The following is a 16,005-nucleotide window of genomic DNA, read 5'->3' as shown; positions in this document are numbered from 1 at the left end:
AAACGCAGGAACTTGACCACTACGACTAACACAAACGATACCTAAAAGCGGGTCACTTCTCGGTGGAAACGCCGGGTCAGCTCTCAATGGGAATCAACAGGTGCCGGCATAACCACCGAGGCGATGCAAGCAGCGATCAAGGCTTATCTTAAGTCTATGCGGGTCGTCCTTTGTGAAAGGGAGCCGATTGCCTACTTGAAGATGAGCACCACAACTTGGATCACCGGTGAGACAGTGCCTGCAGCAGTAATGTCTGACGAGGAACACCACTCTGCGTTCCCGGTCTACCGCGGCATCAACGACTAGCACGACTGCTTACATAATAGACACCTTGTAAAGGCTCGCTTCGGCGGTCCTTTTTCGTTGTCACAATCACAATAATCTGGAGTGTCCTATCCAACCTCGACCGAGGCGGCATGGAAAGCAGAAGCGGAAACGTTCGTGGCTTGGCGGGACGCGGTCTGGCTCTACGTCTACGATGAGCAGGTCAAAGTTGGCTCCGGGGAGCGTACGCAGTCGACCGTTCAAGAATTACTGGACGAGCTTCCCGAAATCGTATGGCCATAATCGCGGAGCCTACGGCGAAACGCGACGGAACAATCGGGAAGAACGAGCGGGGGATTCGAAGGACGCCTCTCGCTTGAAGGTAACTCCTGAACCATCTCTGATCTCCTCGACGTCCCACGATGCTTGCCAGTCCTCGGGGATGCCATCGTTCCTTGCGTCCAGGAATAGGAAATCTACCTTCTGGTTATCGCCAGCAATGAAGGTCTCGTAGGGTGGGAAGGTTACCTTTCTAGCCTTATCGATCTGCAGCGAGATAACAGGGGTTCCGTAGGAGACCATGATGATACTCCCGGCTCCAACGCTTTCGAAGATGGCCGGGGGGAAATCTTCAGCCATGAAGTTCTGCTTCGCGTTCGCCCAATCCACTTGGAATGCACTAATCAGCACGAGTACGCCAGAGGTTGTGGCCGCGATGTAGCGACTATGACGAAAGGAAGCGGTGCGTCTGGTTAGGACATCACCGATCAGCAAGAAAAGAGCCAACCAGAACAGGCAAATTAGGTGAACGAAATAGCGATCGCTTACACCGTCACCAACCGTGCCCGCCATATAGAAGGCAAAGAGCGCCATCGTTACGGTGCTCGTCACATAAAACGCCGTTACCTCTCGTGCGGCCGCACCCGCCTTCAGTATCCGAGCCGCGATCAAGAGTGCGAACGATGCCGCGAACGAAAACCAAAGCCATTTGAAATCGTAGAGATTGTCGCTGACTACCTGGATCGCTTGTGACGGGGACAGGGTGTATTTTTGCGTGAAAACCCTGCCGTAAAATCCCGTCGTAGATTCACCGGCTTTTGGAAACATTAATTTCAACGCCAACCACGTGAGAATGGCAGAGGCCGAAATACCCAATAACAAGCCCATTATTCTACGCCGGGAAGGGAAAGGGTTTCCTATGGAAGCTGGAAGCCAGGCCGATATCTGAGCTCGAAAGAAAAACCCGAAGCCCAGACACACGCCGGCTAAAACGTATCGGCCTTTGAGTATGGCCCAAAGCGCGATCAGCCCGAACAGCATCATCCAGGCCTCGGTCGCGAAATTCAGCGAAATATATCGAAACTGAGGAACAGTAAGACCGATAAAGGCAGTTCCAGCGAGCGCCCATCCCGCGTCGATAGCAACGCGCAATATTCCGAAAATGGCGAACAGGGAACCGGCGAACGCGATCAAGTTAGCGAGAGCAAGCGTGGAAATATTTGGGGAAGCGCCCAGGGCGATAAGCCCGCCCAGTAGAAGCTGAACCAGTTGGCTCGGGTAAGGGTAGGGTTTTGGCGGGAAAAAGCTTGTCGCCAGCTGGTCATAGCGAATTGGGTTGCTGTAGCCGTGCCCCTCAGTGATCAAGCTGTGGCCGGAAGCGAGATACCGCATTCCATCGGCTATTCCCTCGTAGGGGCCGCTGGAAAAAGTCTGAGCAAACGCAAGCAAAGCTATCAGAATTATGACGGCCACTTGAATTGATGCCGAAATCCGAGCCTCGGTACCGGCCGGGAAAGTCTGTGCTTCGATCTCGTTAGCCGACATTGTTCTAGCGGTGCTTCCTGGCGATGATGATGCCTTGAGCGAGGCCGATCGCTCTATTGGTCAGCTCCTCGAGGATTTCCCCGTGCGGCGCGATAGCGTCGCGGACTTCGTCGAATCTCAGTGGGCGCTCATCCGGGAACTTCCACGTTTTGGTGACCTCGAGCGCGCCACGGATCACTCGATATACGAAGACGGGAGTCGGAAAAGTCACAAGGACAAGGGCGCCTGGCTTTGCGATCTCAAAGTGCCGAGCGACCGCTCTGCGAGTGTCTGCTTTGTCGAAGTGTTCAATGAGCCCAACGCTGAATACGAGGTCAGCTTCGCCTTTGAGCGCCCCGACATCGTTCAAGATGTCTCCGAGGACGCAATGAGCTCTTCCATCTTGATTCTGGTCTGAGAACTTCTTCAGGCCTTTAGCGTTCAGATCGAAAAGATAGTATTTCGAGGGTGAAAATTTGCTCGTGAACGATTGGTAGAAGCAGCTGTTCGCGCCACCCGGCTCCACGATGACTGGTTGGCGAGCCGGTTGGTGGCGATGGATGAGGTCGATCAATACACTGGTCGTAATTCGCCTGGTGACATGGGCAGTCCATGGAACGTGGTCATAGTAGTCGTCCCAGTCAGTTTTCTCGGAAAATTCAACCACGATTAGCTCCAAAAACAAATGTTCGCTGCACGGCGAAGCTAGCCAGGAACAGCGCCCCCTCGGCGAGCGCTTTGGCAATGAGCACGTGACCGTTCATCAGACCGGAAAGTGCTTCAGTAGAAAGCCAAGACAGGACCATCAGCAGCACGACGAGAGCTACATACTTTCCGAGTTCAGGCGCGACAGAGGTTTCACTCTTAAACACAACCCGCTTGCTGGCCGCAAAATTGAAGGTTCCGGCTACCAAACGAGACGCGAAGATCGACCAAAAAATGTTGCCTAGAAGACTGAACGCGGCCGCAAATACCGCAAAATCCAGCACTGCGGTTGCAATCGACACGCCGGCAAAGCGAACGAATACAAAGTAGATGCGGAGAGAGTCTTTTAGCGGGTTAAAGTGCGACGAGGAGTTGTTGTCGATGTACACGGTTTCGATCGGAACCTCTCGGATGTTGGCGCCGGACTTCACCGTCTCGACGAGCATGGCCAATTCGTAATCGTATCCACCGTAGGGAATTCTCAGGAATTTCGGGAGCATGGCGCGGGGCAGGTAACGCAGGCCCGTTTGGGTGTCAGTTATCTTCTGCCCTACAACCGCTCGGAAAACGCCCATCGTCAAAAGGTTTCCGAAGCGACTTCTTAATGGCACGCCATCGGCAAACGTTCGCGAACCGAGTATCAAGTCGCTTCCTGTTTTTCCCTCGAGACCAACGCGGAGGATGTCGGAGGGGAGGTGTTGCCCGTCAGCGTCGGCGGTGACAATCCCGGGACAGCTTGAGGACGAAACGACAAGGAAGTGATTGATGCCCGTCTTGAGGGCCTGCCCCTTACCCCGGTTGACCGCGTGGTGGATCACAACGACGCCGGGCTTTTTCTCAAGCGTTTCAAATATCGAACGGCACCGCTCTGCCGAGCCATCGTTGACGACCAGTACGGGGAAATTCGTATCTCGCTTGATGGACTCCACCAGGTCAACCAACGTTTCGGTAGGCTGATACGCTGGGATCAGCACCCAGGGTTCAGAAGTGAGTTGAGTTATCTGGTCCATTAGACAGCCCTGATCGAGTGTGTGTCGAGCCTTGCCTCACGCGCGTGGGCGTTGTCAATAGCGCGTCGAGACTATCCTCAGGTCGTATAAGTAGCTGCCGAATTCGGACTAGATCGGTAGCCGGTCCACGTTGGCGCGCACCCTAATGCTGGACACGAATAACCTCGTGCGCGACGAGAAGCAGAAAGGTGCTGTCGTCGAGGCGCTCAGCAACTTCCCCGTCGTCGGTTAGGTAATCAGTTCGCGGATTGTCTGTTGAGGCAAATTTAGGTGCGGAGGCAACAAGCGACTGCTCGATCACCGTATAGTGGCGCCCTGATGCTCCTTCGCAACGAAACCGACGGATCTCTTTATAGTGCGGCATGTTCACCTCGCATTGAAAAAGCCCGCCGCTCAGCGCAGCGGGCCATACGCAGTACTAGAGAAGCTGACCGCATCTCGGTCGGGAACAGAAAACCACAACTGCCCATTGCTTTCACTTCCGCCATTGGACGTAAGTTGACTACCATTCGGTGAAATAGTTGTCGCGCGGAGATCCGACATCGATCCTCGCATGGTCCGCCTGCCGGATCTCCTACCGCTAGGGGTGACGCGGCTAGGTCTGTTTGATCCCCCTCCATCGATTCGATCCATCTGAATGACTTCATAGGGATAACCGAGGGTTACACCCGCTCCCTATGTGTGCCCGAAACTGAAACATCACTGGGAAAACCTCATGAACATTGACGAACTGAAGCGGTTTGCTCCGGGTGGCAAGCCGACGATCATTGCTGCTCTCTCGGATGCGAACGACGACCTGAACGCTGCTGGTATCAACACGCCGGCGCGTATCTGCCATTTCATGGCGCAGATCGCCCACGAAAGCGGCGGCTTCCACACCATGTCGGAATACGCCTCCGGCAAAGCCTACGAAGGCCGTACGGATCTCGGGAATACGCAGCCGGGAGACGGCATCAAGTTCAAGGGCCACGGCCTCATCCAGACAACCGGCCGCGCGAACCATCGGGCGTTCACGGACTGGGGAAAGACCCGCTATCCCGGCTGCCCGGATTTCGAGAAGGTGCCGGATCAGCTCGCCCAGATGCCGTGGGCTCTCCGCTCGGCAATCTGGTACTGGACCGAGCACGGCCTCAATGCTTGGGCCGACAAGAACGATATCCGCACCATCACGAAGAAGATCAATGGCGGCTACAATGGGCTTGCTGATCGCCGCGCGTGGTTCCGCAAGGCAGTCTCCATTTGGGGCGATGGTCAGGTCTCGGAGATCGGCGGCAAGGGCGTGGCGTCCAGCAAAACGGGGAAAGCGGCGCTGTTCGGCGGGGGCCCATCGCTGGCAGGTATCGGATCGCAGGCCTATGAGGCCTCGCAGCTTGTCGATAGCGGCAAGTCGATCTCCGATAACCTCGGCATCCCGATCACAACGCTGGTGCTCTTCGTCGCTGTCCTTGGGCTGCTGGTCTACATCTTCAAGGACCGGCTGTTCATGTCGAAGTGGGAAGGCCTATGACGGTCATCCTCGCAATTGCCCGTTATCTCGGGTTCGCCGGCTGCTGCGTCGTCTTCCTGCTCGTTTACTACGAGGGAATCCCAGGCGCCTATCGAGTGCCATTCCTTTCCAGTCTTCCGATCGTTGGGGACATCACCACCGGCAAGGTCCATTCCTATGCCGCCGAACAGGTGAGGATCGCCACGGCCCAGCAGCGCGCAGTCTGTGACGGCAAGCTGGAGAAGCTTGTTTCAGTCGCCGAACTCGCTGCTGCGAACGCAACGATCGCGCGTGAGCGCGCTTTGCGCCGCATGGCAGACGAAGCGACGGCGGAGGCCGACAGGCGCGCCTCAGAATCCGAGAAGGCCAAAGCATCGGCCGACGCAAAGCTCGAGCAGATCCTCAAGGAAGCAGCGCAGGATCCAGATCTGTCGCGCCCAACCGAGAAAGACCGAGAATGGCAAGCAAAACACTGATCCTGACCGTGGCTCTGCTCGCTGGCTGCGCAACCACCGATGAGCAGACATATCAGAACGCAGAGAAACGTGTGACCAACGCTGCAGTGGTCGAGGGGCAGGCGAGGGCGCAGTTCGACTTCCCACCGCTTCCCCCTGCCTGCACTGCGAAGGTTGAACGTGTGAAGACGCGAGATGAACCGTGGGTCGTTATTAACTACCGTTGGCAGGTCTCTGCTGATAATCGCGATCGCCGAGCGGACGATTGCGCCAAGTGGGGCACGGATATGCGTGATAAGTACGGCAAGGCAGGCGGAGGCTAGAGCGGGCTCAACAACCTCAAGCTGTTGGTGTCTGTAATGAGCTCGATGATCTCGTCGTCTTCAAGGTCGAGGAGGGCTTCAGCTAACTCGCCCTCGCCGAGGCCCTGAGCGACCAATGGCACCCCGATCGTGTAGAGGCTGACGATGTCGTCGGGGGTGTAGCCGTTCGACCGAAGAAGCTCAAGAATGGCGTTCCGCGCCTCAAAATGCCGTTCCATAGGTAGTCCTAGTGATGTGCTGATCGAGCTTTCCATTGGGGAAGTCTCTTTGGTTGATCGCGCGGCGCGCCACGAGGCCAGAGGTTGTCGCTGTTGACGATCAGGGGGAGCTCGGCATCGTCGGCGGCCAAGATGAAGGCAGCTCTTGCAGCGTCTCCATTGGTCTGAGCTTCGAACGCTCGGATGCATGCCGATACCGCGGCTCGCCAGATATCGTCTTTGGGATGGTGCCAGTCACCCAACAGGGTGCCGGCGAGGTCGTTGACGGTCTTCGCAATCCGGTACTTTCCCGGCTGGCCTTCGATCCCGATGCCTAGCGGCGTGATCGGGACATCTGAGAGTTCTTCTTGGGTCATGACGCCCTCCCGAGCTGACGCGACTCAACGGGCGTTCAAGTGATTCGTTCCATTAGAAAACATGCATTTATGCGGCATTGAAAAGGGCAGGGAATTGACGCCAACGGATGAAGGAATCATGCACCGCGAAATCGGGATGCTGACAGCGAAAGTCGATATGCTCCTTGAGGGTATGCGCCGATCGGAAGAGAAAGCCGACGCCAGCCGAGCCTCGATGCATCGTCAGATCGAGACGGTCACTGAGCGTGTCGGCAAGGTCGAAGCTTATGTCTCCACGATCCGTGAGGACGTCGAGGAGATGAAGCCGACGGTCGATGAAGTGAAGGCTATGAAACAGAGAGGCATTGGAGCCCTGGCTGTGGTCGGCATAGCAGCTTCGATGCTGACGTTTCTGGTCACCCAGTATTTCGGGGAGCTGATCGGCTGGGTGCTGAGGCGATGAAGCCGCTCTATAAGGGCGAAGGGCTCTTCGGAAGCATTGAGGAAGGAAGATCCCTCCGCCCGATCGTCGTGATTTGGAAGCAGGACGATCAACCCTTTAACCTGCGGCTACCAGGAATGTTCCCCTTTGGAGGCGCAAAAAGCCCCGCAGGGAGCGGGGCCATGGGATTTCAATGATGAAAATACAACGAGTTACTGAAGCGGGGCGCTCGGATGTCTTCCAAGGCTATCGATAGCAAACCCGTGTTGCCTTCGTGACCCATCTGTCTTCGCGATTGCTGTAAACGCGTTCTTTCTTGGTGCGGCAGTCTGCAGGGTTCCGTCGGTAATCTTCTCGTTCGTATCGGCGATAATCATCTCGATAGTCTCGGTGGCTGGGATCGACGTATACGCCCCCTGGACCAAGGCGAATAACGGTATCTGCCAGTGCTGGCGCGGCGGCGCCTGTCATTGCCGCAACGGCAACTACAACTGATATGACTAGCTTTCTCATGTGTTGTCTCCAACAATCCTTCGAACGGCGGTATTGAAGAAGCAACGTAAGAAGAGAGAAACGGTTCCCCGCCGTTGTCGACGAAAGTGCCCCTTTCTCCGAAAGGATTCTAGCGTCGAAGGACCTTCGCGAACCAATTTCGCTCGCCCTTGCTATCGATTGGCTCGACGCCTGCGGAGAGGAATACTCGCCTCTCATAGTCTTTCTGAGCCGCAGCTTTCGCATCTTCGAGTTTCTTGTGCCGTCCTAGATCGATGTCTTCGCTGCAGACGCGGAAGTTGGTACGCTCGATCTCGATAGCGTAGAACAAATCATCAGGCGTTTCTGCTGCGTAGCCGAGCAGATCCTTTGACGAGTCGTCTTGCGAGTGCACGTTCTGCCACTCGAGCAAGGACACCGTCACGTGTCCCGTCGTGTTGCGTTGGCTGGTCATGAAATCCCCCGATTTTCACTTGCACGCGTTTCCTGTGCGGTCCAACCGGCCCACAGGTTATGATGGCAAATCAATCGCGCCTGTTGCAAGCGTTAATGACAAATCACCCACAAGTAGTTTTTAGTGGCTAGATTATTCCAAAGCGATGGCGGACAGCCTTCCATTCGAAAGAAGCCCCGCGGGCTGGGCGGGCCAGTTGGCTTCATTTCGCGTCCGGGGAAAGGACACCGACGCTATGGCGCCGCGAGTTTCGACAGTTTGTTGATCTCGTCAGCCAAGACCATGAGGGCGACGCCGAATATCTCTGCAGGGGTATCGTCCGGTTCGTCCAGCAGCGTTGCTACTTCCTTCAGTATCCGCGACGACATGGTAGTGACCACGCCGCGCTCGTCCAAACTGTGGCGAAGATCTGCGATAGTGCCCAGTCCCCGTGCGATCAGGCGCCTGCGCTCGAAAGGGGTGACCAAATGAACCTGGTTCGTCGCCCTGATCAACTCCACCACAAAGTCTGAGATTATCGACACGCTTCAGTCCCCGGTCGGTGCTGGTTCGATTTCATCCAGGATGTCCGGCGTGTCATTCCTTGGCGATCCGACTTTTCGGTCAATAGGCCACATTTTCATAAGTTCGGCGGGGAAGGGTGCCATGAGGTCGTCCGGATCGGGCTCTGGAGACAGCCAGCGCTCGTAGTCGTCGCGATGCAGTATGACTGGCATTCGGTCGTGGATCGTCGCCATCATTTCGTTTGGCGGGCATGTCACGACGGCGAAGTTGCGGACGTCGGCTCCGGTGGTCGGGTCGCGCCAGGTGTCCCAGATGCCGGCAAGTGCAAAGGGGCTGTCCTCGGCCATGGCTATCGCGTACGGCTGTTTGTTCTTGCCCGTGCCGAAGATGTCCTTCCACTCGAAGAAACCGTTGATTGGCACCAGGCACCGTCGCGACCGGTAGGCGGACTTGAATAGGCCGTTGGTTGCGATCCCCTCGCGTCGAGCGTTGATCGGCGGTGGGCGGCCGCCCGGCTTCATCCACGATGGCTGCAGCCCCCACCGCGCTGTGACGAAGACCGGCCCCATGATATCGGGTTCGCGTACCATGTCGCGGATGATGATCGGGTAGTAGAGGGAGGGAGCGCCGTTATATCTGGGAAACTGGTTGCTCAGCCCATCGACGTCGCGACGGGCAGCAAACGCGAAGTTCTGAAGCATCTCATTGAGAGTTGCTTTGATGTAGATTCGTCCGCACACATTGGTCTCCCGTCAGTCTCGGGGTAGCTTTCCCAGCAGAAATCTATTCCCGGTGTGGTTGCCGCATGCGGAACATTTCAGCCTCTTCGCTAGATTGGCAAGGGTGATGCGTTTGCCAACCTGCCGGCCGAGCTCCCATCGATCAATCGGTGAGTTTTTCAGGCATGCCGGACAGGCGGCGACCAACACATACATTTCCGCCAACGAGCCAAGGGTTTCGCGAGTTAGATCGACGGCGTAGTCTCCAGGTGGCGCCAGATTGATGCCCCTGCGGTGACGCATGTTCATTTCCGATCCAGCGTCGGCGTCCATCCTCGCGTCATTCCGCGGCTCATGGCGCCCTCTGTCAGAAGCAACTGCGCCCGCAGATGCCGAATGTCCTCAAGCAGCGTGGCGATGGTAGCGCACGCGTCGCCGTCGTGCCAGGCAAGTGCCGCCGCGACGTAGTCAATCTCCTCAAGCTCAAGGCGCACGTTCTCGTTCCGCGGATACATCACGGCTCTCCAGTTTAGGTTATTTTTGGCTAAGCAATGCTCGTTGTTCCCATTATGTTCTCGTTGCGACGAGAGTCAAGGAGGGATCATTTGCACCAATCGTTGTGCCGCCCTGGGCGCCACTCACGAGCGAAGCCTTCCTTCAATAGGCGTTGGCCGACCTCGTTGCCGTTGCGGTCGTAGATGTTGACCAGCGGCCGCCGCGAAGGCGTCTTGTCCCGCACACCATAGAATTCGATCGTTAGGCCGCCTTCGGCCAAAATCTCTTTCAGCCTCGCCTTGGCCAGCAAGGCCAGCTTGCGTTCCTTCATGCACTTGGCATGACTTCCGATCTCAGGGGTATCGACGCCAGAGACAAAGGGAACGCCTTCTCCCAGCAGTCTCAAGTTCTGTCCGTCGCATTTGACGGTGTCACCGTCGATGGCAGTGAGTGACACGCATACGAGCAGGGTAGCGATCATCGGAGGCTATCCCGATCGCGGGAGCCTTTAACCTCGGGCACGTTCATGAACATGTAGATGAGATCCATGCACCCAGCCTTGCAGTTCGATTTTCGACAATTCGATATACCTTGGAAGAAGTCGAACATCGTGCAATCAGCACCGTATTGCTCGATTGCCCGATCTCGATCGTAGATGCCGTGGCGCCCACAGGTGGAGCATTCCACGTTGATCTTCTTCAGCCGGAACATTCCCAGGGTGGGTGGCTTGTTCTGAATCATGCGTCATCGCCTCGATAGGATCGACTGCCACATGTCGATTTGATTGAAGCTTCCGCCCGAAGCTAGACATGAAATGACTTCTTCGGCGCAGAACGTCAAGAGAACATCGCGCGGATCATCGTGCTCGCCGAGCTTCGTTCGGCTCCATCTCTCGCGGGACTGTAGGCTTCTTCGCTTATGACGCGATCATGGAGCAAAAAGTGAGGGGTAGGCGATAAAATTCCTGAACAAAATCAATCGCACCTGATTTCCCCTCACAAAGCGCAATTTTCATTGTTTTTGCTAACTAATCTGCGGAAAATGACATTCCTGCAGGGGTCGCCAGAATTTCAATAACTTAGGGGCACTCTCAACTGCCATTCCTCCCTCGGGGTAATAGCGGCGGAGAAACCGCCTACAACCAAGGAGGCGGGCTACCTGCGAGCGAGGCTTGTCGGTACCAACTGCCGCGAGTTAATTGAAGAAAGCGCGTTAAGCACCGTTCTTGCGGGCCGCCGCACCGCAGGAAAGCCTGAACCTCTTCAGATAGCGCGAGCGCGGGCGCAGTTCTACATGTCACCAAGCCTTTGGAGCAAGGGGACAAACGAACCCGCCGACTTGCGGTCTATCACAGGGCGTCGCGCGTGTAGTAGGTCGGATCGTAGGGATAGCCGACCTTCAAAAGCGATGACACCGAGGAACAGCATGACAGCTCAATCCCTTGCTCATCAGCGTACCGCTTAATCGCTACAAATGCCCGGAGAATTCGTATTTCTGCCCGCGCGATACCGCTGAACGAGTGACTCGTCTTTTCGTAGAATCGAGGCTGATCCGAGTTGTTCACATCAATGCCGAAGAAGAGGATATGTTTCGGACGGGCCGCAAGGGCGAATTGCGCAACGGTTGTCGCTACCGAACCCGCGGGAACAGTGCCGCGGTCGGGATCGAGGGAGATAGCTCCTTCACCTGCTTCAAACACGGGACATTCCTGCGCAAAGTCCCGCAGGCTTCGCCGTTTGTGCCGGTAAGGGGCGAGCCCATTCCGGATCAGAACGATCCTCCTCCCTGAGAGCCAACTCTTATCGAGGGCACAAATGGCTCGAATGGCCGCAAGCGATAACAAACAGGTTGTTTCTCGGCTGACATGGTCCTGGAGGAAGTCGAAATGGCGCCAGATAAAACGCTCGTCTTCGACCGCAATAGCGAGCGGGTCCGGGATTTCTGTTTCCATAAGTTTGATGGCGCCGTTCAGCAGAACGGCCTGGCGGGGCGCAATACGGCGGATCAGCGAGTGACTGATCGACGGTCCACTCCCGACGATGGCGATCGTATCCGGCCATTGCAGGGTGGCAAAGTTCAGGGCGGTTCCGACCGCCTCGCCCTTATAGACTATGCTTGTGGCATTGCTGTCCGTGGCAGGTGTGATTTTCAATCCCGGAAGCCAGTCCTGAAAGTGACTTCTGGAGCGCCCAAGAAGAACTCTGGTACCGATCTTTACAAGCGATCTACGAAAGGGACGTGCGCTTTTTGTAGCTCGCATGGTCAACTCGATATTCGGGCCTTAAGCGTGATGTACCTACAGCGTCATAAAAAGGGATCCTGTCAACCGATATCTCGTATCCCATTGAAAACGCAAGTTACAATTCAGAAATGCAACGGTCGATAAGCTGGTCTCGGGCTCATCCCAGGCCCTCTTCGACGCAAGTGGCCGAGCGGCTGATGGGTTCCCGTCGTGGCGGAGATACAGGGTGGAAAGTGAGGGGCCAGCTATAAAATCTTGAAGCAAAATCAATTGCATTCAGATCACCGTCGAAATCGACGGCGATTGCTCGGGCAGGATGGCTCCCCCAAGCGGAGGGCAGATCGCGGGTTCCCAGCACGTTACCTTCACCGATCGGCTCGTTTCCGAGATCTACAAGCATGGTTGGGAAGGTGGGCCGAAAGGACTTACCACCGTCGGCTGGTCCGCCGCATGTCGACGATGCGGCCATCGCTTTGGCGGATTGCGACTTCGAAGCGCTGTCCGTTGCGCGAGGCGCGATAGTTGAAGAACCTGCCGCGGCAGTTTTCCCGATTGATATCACGGAAGCCGCGACCGCGAAGCAGCCGTTCACCCTGAGGGCAGCTTATCGGTCGCCCGCGGTTCAGGCTGCTGCCAACACCGATGTTGATACCGATCTGAGCGCTCGCCTCCCGGGGAACCGAGAGCGGCGACGTCAATATTGCCAGCGAAAGCATAAATGGGAAGAGCGACGATCGAAACATTTTCTGGGTGAAATTCATCATTATCTCCAAGGCCGAACCGGTGCCACTCTTGAAATGGGCGGAATAGGACGGCCGTCAATCCCATTCACAAAACAAGCGCCTGCGGGCAAAGCGTTTTTGCCTTGGCGGCGCCAATATGGCAGCCCGGCGAACCTTGTCATGATGAGCCACATTCGCCGCTTGGGATCGTCGATGTTGTTTTTATTGTAGGTCGTGGACGTCTGTCGGGCTGGTCATTTTCTGGGCTACAATCAGCGCCTGGGCAAGCGATCTCAAAAAAGAGCGTTGGCGCCAGCGGATGCGGCAGCACTTTTCTCCAGCTTGCGGCGTATGCGAAAGTGCTGCTTAACTCCAAGTTCAACTAGGAGGCTTCATTGAGACATGTGATTATAGCTGCTGCGGTTTTGCTGTCTTCGGCCTCCATTGCGGCAGCGGCCGCGGAGATCAATGCCCGCGATCACACCTGCAGCGAGGTTGCGCAGTTCATCCGGCAGAACAAATCGGTTTTTGTTCGTGTTGGTATCGGAGGTCGCACGTTCCGCTATCCGCCGGCGAAATGTAAGCTGGGTGACAAGCGCGACAGGACGAACTTTCGCGATTCAGCTGGAAAGCAATGCGTTCTTGACTACGCGTGCGTCTACGATCCGCAGTCGTTCTATAATTTCCGATAGAGCGTAGCTTCGGGATTGCAGGCGTTTCCGTTGAGATCAGGCCGCCGGCATCGTGAAGGTGAAGGTCGTTTCGGTTTCGTTGGAGGCGGCTTCCAATTTTCCGCCGTGGGCCTGTGCGATCTGCGAGGCGATATAGAGTCCCAGTCCCAGTCCACGCATGCCCGAGCCGGGTTCGGCTCGGCTGAAGGGCTGGAAGAGCTGTGCCAGGGCGCTCTCTGAAATGGGTGTCCCGGCGTTGGTTACGGACAGAACCAGCTGGCCCTCGCTCATATGTGCCCGAACGCGGACAGGCTCATCGGGTGAGCCGTGCGTAACGGCATTTTCGACCAGATTCGACAGCATCTGCGCCAGGCGCCCGTGGTCGACATCGGGGCTGGCTGCGAGATCGATCGCCAGCTCGATCTGCCGGTCCGGATGGCCGGCGCTGATCTCGGCGACCACCTGCTCAAGTGTGGGGGCCAGGGGGCGCCCGCTTTCCTTTTGCAGCGCCAGTCCGCCGCTCAGCCGTCCACGCGCAAAATCAAGCACATTGTCGATGAGCCCCGACATGCGCAGGACGCTGCCGCGCATCAGGCGGATGATTTTCTGGGCCTTCTCGGTCTGGGGCTCGCGCAGCAGCAGGTTGGTTCCGCCGTTGATCGACGCCAGGGGATTGCGGAGGTCGTGTCCAAGCACGGCGATGAACTGCTCGCGCAGTTCGGATGACGTCTGTGCGCTCAGCAGGCTCTCCTGCGCATCGCTCAGCTTGGTGCCGGCGTCCAGATGGTATGCGATGAGCTCGGCAAGCAGTTTGAACGTGCCCAGGGTCTGCGGATTGTTGAGCTTGGCCGGCTTAGGGTCAATTGCGCACAGCGTGCCGAAAAAGCGTCCGTCCGGCAGAACGATCGGCATCGAGATATAGCTCTGGAAGCCAGACAATTCAGGTGTGCGATGGTCGCAATAGATAGGATCTTTGGAGACATCGTCGATCACGATAGGATGGCGGTGCTGGCGCACTTCGTGGCAGAGCGTCGTTTCCGCGTTCAGTTCGCCGCCAGCGGGTAGACCGAAGGCTATGTGGTCGAGAACCTGACAGGCAATCCAGCGATCTTCCGTGACCCTTTCGACTGCCGCAAAGCCCATCCCGGTCGATCGGCAGACAACGTCGAGAATGGTCGGAACGGCTGCGATTTTCTGGACTGCATCTATGTCCTGCTGGAAGTCATGTGCCATTTTGCTTGGGTAAACTTCGCTTTCTCTGCGCCAACGTGAAGGGATCGTACCGGCTGGCAGCGGCATGCGCAATTGTGAACGACAAAAGGCCGAGGCGGGGAACCTCGGCCTTTCCTGGAGAATTCAGTTCAGAAATACCTAGCCGGCGGCTTTGGTCGCGTGGCGGCGGCCCTTGCCGATATCCGGCAGGAAGATCGTCAGCAGGCCAAGCAGCGGCAGGTACGAGCAGACATGGTAGACGAACTCGATGCCCATGCGGTCCGCAACCATGCCGAGGCCAGCGGCACCAATGCCGCCGATGCCGAAGGCGAAGCCGAAGAACAGGCCCGCAATCATTCCCACGCGTCCCGGTACCAGTTCCTGCGCGAAGACTACGATCGCCGAGAAGGCGGACGCCAGAATGACGCCGATCAGGAACGTCAGGATGACCGTCCAGGTATAATCGGCATAGGGCAGGGCCAGCGTAAAGGGCAGCGCGCCGAGGATCGAGAACCAGATGACGAACTTCGTGCCGAACCAATCGACGATGGGACCGCCCGCAACCGTGCCGATGGCAACCGCGCCGAGGAAGACGAACAGCAGGATCTGCGCTTCCTGCACCGACACGCCGAAACGCTCGATCATGTAGAAGGTGTAGTAGCTCGAGAGGCTGGTCATGTAGACGTATTTCGAAAAGACCAGCAGCGCGAGGACCGCGATCGCGGCGATCACCTTCTTGCGCGGAAGGACAACGGCGTGCGTTGCGTTCTTGCGGCCGGCGCTGGTCCGACGATGGTTGGCGTACCAGGAGCCGACCCGCCACAGGATGATCATCCCGGTCAATGCGGCGAGCGAGAACCATGCGACGCTCTGCTGGCCGCGCGGCAGGACGATGAAGGCTGCAAGCAGCGGCCCGATCGCGGAACCGAAGTTTCCGCCGACCTGGAACAGAGACTGAGCGAGGCCGTGCCGTCCGCCCGAGGCAAGACGGGCAACGCGCGAGGATTCGGGATGGAACACCGCCGAGCCGAGACCAACGACGCCGGCGCCGACCAGCAGCACCCAATAGGCATGCGCATAGGCGAGCAGGACCAGGCCGATCAGCGTGAAGCCCATGCCGATGGACAGCGAGTAAGGCAGCGGACGCTTGTCCGTATAAATACCGATCAACGGCTGTAGAAGCGACGCAGTGACCTGGAACACGAGACCAAGGAAGCCGATCTGCGTGAAGTCGAGGCTGTAGCTGTCCTTGATCATCGGATAAAGGGCGGGGATCAGCGACTGCATGGTGTCGTTGAGAAGGTGGCAGAAGCTCACCGCCATGATGATGCTGAACACGGTCTGTTCCGCAGAGTGTCTCTCTGCTGTCATTGCGCTGTTTGTCACGATTCTACTCCGTCGTTTGACGGTTCTGGGATAGACGACTTGTTCACGTCCCGCTTTCGTGTTTTGG

Annotated in this window: 20 protein-coding genes; 6 read left to right on the top strand and 14 right to left on the bottom strand. The window is 57.1% G+C overall.

Annotated elements, in window-relative coordinates; all coding sequences use genetic code 11:
* Positions 1-576: 576 nt before the first annotated feature.
* From A6U87_RS25385 to A6U87_RS25375, 3 genes are read right to left on the bottom strand one after another with little or no spacing between them, the layout of a single operon-like run.
* The gene (locus tag A6U87_RS25385) at positions 577-2,088 is read right to left on the bottom strand and encodes a hypothetical protein (RefSeq protein WP_065694087.1); all 1,512 of its coding nucleotides are present in this window, start codon (positions 2,086-2,088) and stop codon (positions 577-579) included.
* 4 nt (positions 2,089-2,092) lie between these two features.
* Entirely contained in the window at positions 2,093-2,734 is a 642-nt protein-coding gene (locus A6U87_RS25380; RefSeq protein ID WP_158007299.1) for a methyltransferase domain-containing protein, read from the bottom strand.
* Complete coding sequence (locus A6U87_RS25375; protein ID WP_065694085.1) at positions 2,727-3,782, bottom strand: bifunctional glycosyltransferase family 2/GtrA family protein; 1,056 nt, start codon at positions 3,780-3,782, stop codon at positions 2,727-2,729. The genes A6U87_RS25380 and A6U87_RS25375 overlap by 8 nt, the downstream gene beginning before the upstream one ends.
* A gap of 715 nt (positions 3,783-4,497) precedes the next feature.
* Between A6U87_RS25375 and A6U87_RS25370 the strand changes: the two genes are divergently transcribed.
* Genes A6U87_RS25370 through A6U87_RS25360 form a run of 3 tightly spaced genes read left to right on the top strand, consistent with a single transcriptional unit; the run spans position 4,498 to position 6,046 of the window.
* On the top strand, positions 4,498-5,289 hold the full coding sequence (locus A6U87_RS25370) for a glycoside hydrolase family 19 protein (protein ID WP_065694084.1): 792 nt from the start codon (positions 4,498-4,500) through the stop codon (positions 5,287-5,289).
* Positions 5,286-5,744 carry a hypothetical protein gene (locus A6U87_RS25365; RefSeq protein ID WP_065694083.1) on the top strand — a complete coding sequence of 153 codons (459 nt, stop codon included), beginning with the start codon at positions 5,286-5,288 and terminating at the stop codon, positions 5,742-5,744. The genes A6U87_RS25370 and A6U87_RS25365 overlap by 4 nt, the downstream gene beginning before the upstream one ends.
* Complete coding sequence (locus A6U87_RS25360) at positions 5,726-6,046, top strand: hypothetical protein (protein WP_065694082.1); 321 nt, start codon at positions 5,726-5,728, stop codon at positions 6,044-6,046. Before A6U87_RS25365 ends, A6U87_RS25360 begins: the two co-directional genes overlap by 19 nt.
* On the opposite strand, the gene A6U87_RS25355 is transcribed toward A6U87_RS25360, so the two are convergent.
* Complete coding sequence (locus tag A6U87_RS25355) at positions 6,043-6,264, bottom strand: hypothetical protein (protein WP_065694081.1); 222 nt, start codon at positions 6,262-6,264, stop codon at positions 6,043-6,045. The genes A6U87_RS25360 and A6U87_RS25355 overlap by 4 nt on opposite strands.
* 8 nt (positions 6,265-6,272) lie before the next feature.
* Positions 6,273-6,620, bottom strand: a complete 348-nt coding sequence (locus A6U87_RS25350) for a DUF982 domain-containing protein (RefSeq protein ID WP_065694080.1) — start codon at positions 6,618-6,620, stop codon at positions 6,273-6,275.
* 118 nt (positions 6,621-6,738) lie between these two features.
* Between A6U87_RS25350 and A6U87_RS25345 the strand changes: the two genes are divergently transcribed.
* Complete coding sequence (locus tag A6U87_RS25345; RefSeq protein ID WP_065694079.1) at positions 6,739-7,062, top strand: DUF1515 family protein; 324 nt, start codon at positions 6,739-6,741, stop codon at positions 7,060-7,062.
* A gap of 601 nt (positions 7,063-7,663) precedes the next feature.
* On the opposite strand, the gene A6U87_RS25330 is transcribed toward A6U87_RS25345, so the two are convergent.
* The 7 genes from A6U87_RS25330 to A6U87_RS25295 all read right to left on the bottom strand — a co-directional run bounded on the left by A6U87_RS25330 (position 7,664) and on the right by A6U87_RS25295 (position 11,857).
* Complete coding sequence (locus tag A6U87_RS25330; RefSeq protein ID WP_065694076.1) at positions 7,664-7,987, bottom strand: hypothetical protein; 324 nt, start codon at positions 7,985-7,987, stop codon at positions 7,664-7,666.
* 233 nt (positions 7,988-8,220) lie between these two features.
* Positions 8,221-8,511 (bottom strand): hypothetical protein, encoded by a 291-nt coding sequence (locus A6U87_RS25325; protein WP_065694075.1) that lies wholly within the window; start codon positions 8,509-8,511, stop codon positions 8,221-8,223.
* 3 nt (positions 8,512-8,514) lie between these two features.
* On the bottom strand, positions 8,515-9,231 hold the full coding sequence (locus A6U87_RS25320; RefSeq protein WP_065694074.1) for an SOS response-associated peptidase: 717 nt from the start codon (positions 9,229-9,231) through the stop codon (positions 8,515-8,517).
* A 284-nt stretch (positions 9,232-9,515) separates the two neighbouring features.
* Complete coding sequence (locus tag A6U87_RS25310) at positions 9,516-9,725, bottom strand: hypothetical protein (RefSeq protein WP_065694072.1); 210 nt, start codon at positions 9,723-9,725, stop codon at positions 9,516-9,518.
* 86 nt (positions 9,726-9,811) lie between these two features.
* Positions 9,812-10,186, bottom strand: coding sequence for a thermonuclease family protein (locus A6U87_RS25305; protein WP_065694071.1), 375 nt, complete (start codon positions 10,184-10,186; stop codon positions 9,812-9,814).
* Complete coding sequence (locus tag A6U87_RS25300) at positions 10,183-10,446, bottom strand: hypothetical protein (RefSeq protein ID WP_065694070.1); 264 nt, start codon at positions 10,444-10,446, stop codon at positions 10,183-10,185. The genes A6U87_RS25305 and A6U87_RS25300 overlap by 4 nt, the downstream gene beginning before the upstream one ends.
* A 607-nt stretch (positions 10,447-11,053) precedes the next feature.
* Positions 11,054-11,857: a hypothetical protein gene (locus A6U87_RS25295; protein WP_083199673.1), complete on the bottom strand. Its 804-nt coding sequence runs from the start codon at positions 11,855-11,857 to the stop codon at positions 11,054-11,056.
* Positions 11,858-12,345: 488 nt separating this feature from the next.
* Between A6U87_RS25295 and A6U87_RS30250 the strand changes: the two genes are divergently transcribed.
* Both A6U87_RS30250 and A6U87_RS30535 read left to right on the top strand, forming a co-directional pair.
* A complete protein-coding gene (locus tag A6U87_RS30250; RefSeq protein ID WP_198928761.1) occupies positions 12,346-12,900 on the top strand; it encodes a hypothetical protein in 555 nt (184 codons plus the stop codon).
* Between the two features lie 164 nt (positions 12,901-13,064).
* Entirely contained in the window at positions 13,065-13,361 is a 297-nt protein-coding gene (locus A6U87_RS30535; RefSeq protein ID WP_065694068.1) for a hypothetical protein, read from the top strand.
* A gap of 36 nt (positions 13,362-13,397) precedes the next feature.
* Here the strand turns inward: A6U87_RS30535 and A6U87_RS25280 are convergent, their stop codons facing one another.
* Both A6U87_RS25280 and A6U87_RS25275 read right to left on the bottom strand, forming a co-directional pair.
* Positions 13,398-14,573, bottom strand: a complete 1,176-nt coding sequence (locus A6U87_RS25280; protein ID WP_065694067.1) for a GAF domain-containing sensor histidine kinase — start codon at positions 14,571-14,573, stop codon at positions 13,398-13,400.
* A gap of 138 nt (positions 14,574-14,711) precedes the next feature.
* Positions 14,712-15,923 carry an MFS transporter gene (locus A6U87_RS25275; RefSeq protein WP_065694066.1) on the bottom strand — a complete coding sequence of 404 codons (1,212 nt, stop codon included), beginning with the start codon at positions 15,921-15,923 and terminating at the stop codon, positions 14,712-14,714.
* Positions 15,924-16,005 lie beyond the last annotated feature (82 nt).

The organism is Rhizobium sp. AC44/96 (genome assembly GCF_001692185.1).
Lineage (GTDB): Bacteria > Pseudomonadota > Alphaproteobacteria > Rhizobiales > Rhizobiaceae > Rhizobium.
Note: the sequence above shows the minus strand (reverse complement) of the source record. Positions and strands in the feature narration are given on the sequence as shown.

Excerpts from the sequence above, each read along its gene's own strand:
- A6U87_RS25330 (WP_065694076.1), bottom strand. The coding sequence starts at position 7,987 with ATGACCAGCCAACGCAACACGACGGGACACGTGACGGTGTCCTTGCTC.
- A6U87_RS25345 (WP_065694079.1), top strand. The coding sequence starts at position 6,739 with ATGCACCGCGAAATCGGGATGCTGACAGCGAAAGTCGATATGCTCCTT.
- A6U87_RS25310 (WP_065694072.1), bottom strand. The coding sequence starts at position 9,725 with ATGTATCCGCGGAACGAGAACGTGCGCCTTGAGCTTGAGGAGATTGAC.
- A6U87_RS25355 (WP_065694081.1), bottom strand. The coding sequence starts at position 6,264 with ATGGAACGGCATTTTGAGGCGCGGAACGCCATTCTTGAGCTTCTTCGG.
- A6U87_RS25300 (WP_065694070.1), bottom strand. The coding sequence starts at position 10,446 with ATGATTCAGAACAAGCCACCCACCCTGGGAATGTTCCGGCTGAAGAAG.
- A6U87_RS25350 (WP_065694080.1), bottom strand. The coding sequence starts at position 6,620 with ATGACCCAAGAAGAACTCTCAGATGTCCCGATCACGCCGCTAGGCATC.
- A6U87_RS25365 (WP_065694083.1), top strand. The coding sequence starts at position 5,286 with ATGACGGTCATCCTCGCAATTGCCCGTTATCTCGGGTTCGCCGGCTGC.
- A6U87_RS25305 (WP_065694071.1), bottom strand. The coding sequence starts at position 10,186 with ATGATCGCTACCCTGCTCGTATGCGTGTCACTCACTGCCATCGACGGT.
- A6U87_RS30250 (WP_198928761.1), top strand. The coding sequence starts at position 12,346 with ATGGTTGGGAAGGTGGGCCGAAAGGACTTACCACCGTCGGCTGGTCCG.
- A6U87_RS25360 (WP_065694082.1), top strand. The coding sequence starts at position 5,726 with ATGGCAAGCAAAACACTGATCCTGACCGTGGCTCTGCTCGCTGGCTGC.
- A6U87_RS25385 (WP_065694087.1), bottom strand. The coding sequence starts at position 2,088 with ATGTCGGCTAACGAGATCGAAGCACAGACTTTCCCGGCCGGTACCGAG.
- A6U87_RS25375 (WP_065694085.1), bottom strand. The coding sequence starts at position 3,782 with ATGGACCAGATAACTCAACTCACTTCTGAACCCTGGGTGCTGATCCCA.
- A6U87_RS25370 (WP_065694084.1), top strand. The coding sequence starts at position 4,498 with ATGAACATTGACGAACTGAAGCGGTTTGCTCCGGGTGGCAAGCCGACG.
- A6U87_RS25280 (WP_065694067.1), bottom strand. The coding sequence starts at position 14,573 with ATGGCACATGACTTCCAGCAGGACATAGATGCAGTCCAGAAAATCGCA.
- A6U87_RS25275 (WP_065694066.1), bottom strand. The coding sequence starts at position 15,923 with ATGACAGCAGAGAGACACTCTGCGGAACAGACCGTGTTCAGCATCATC.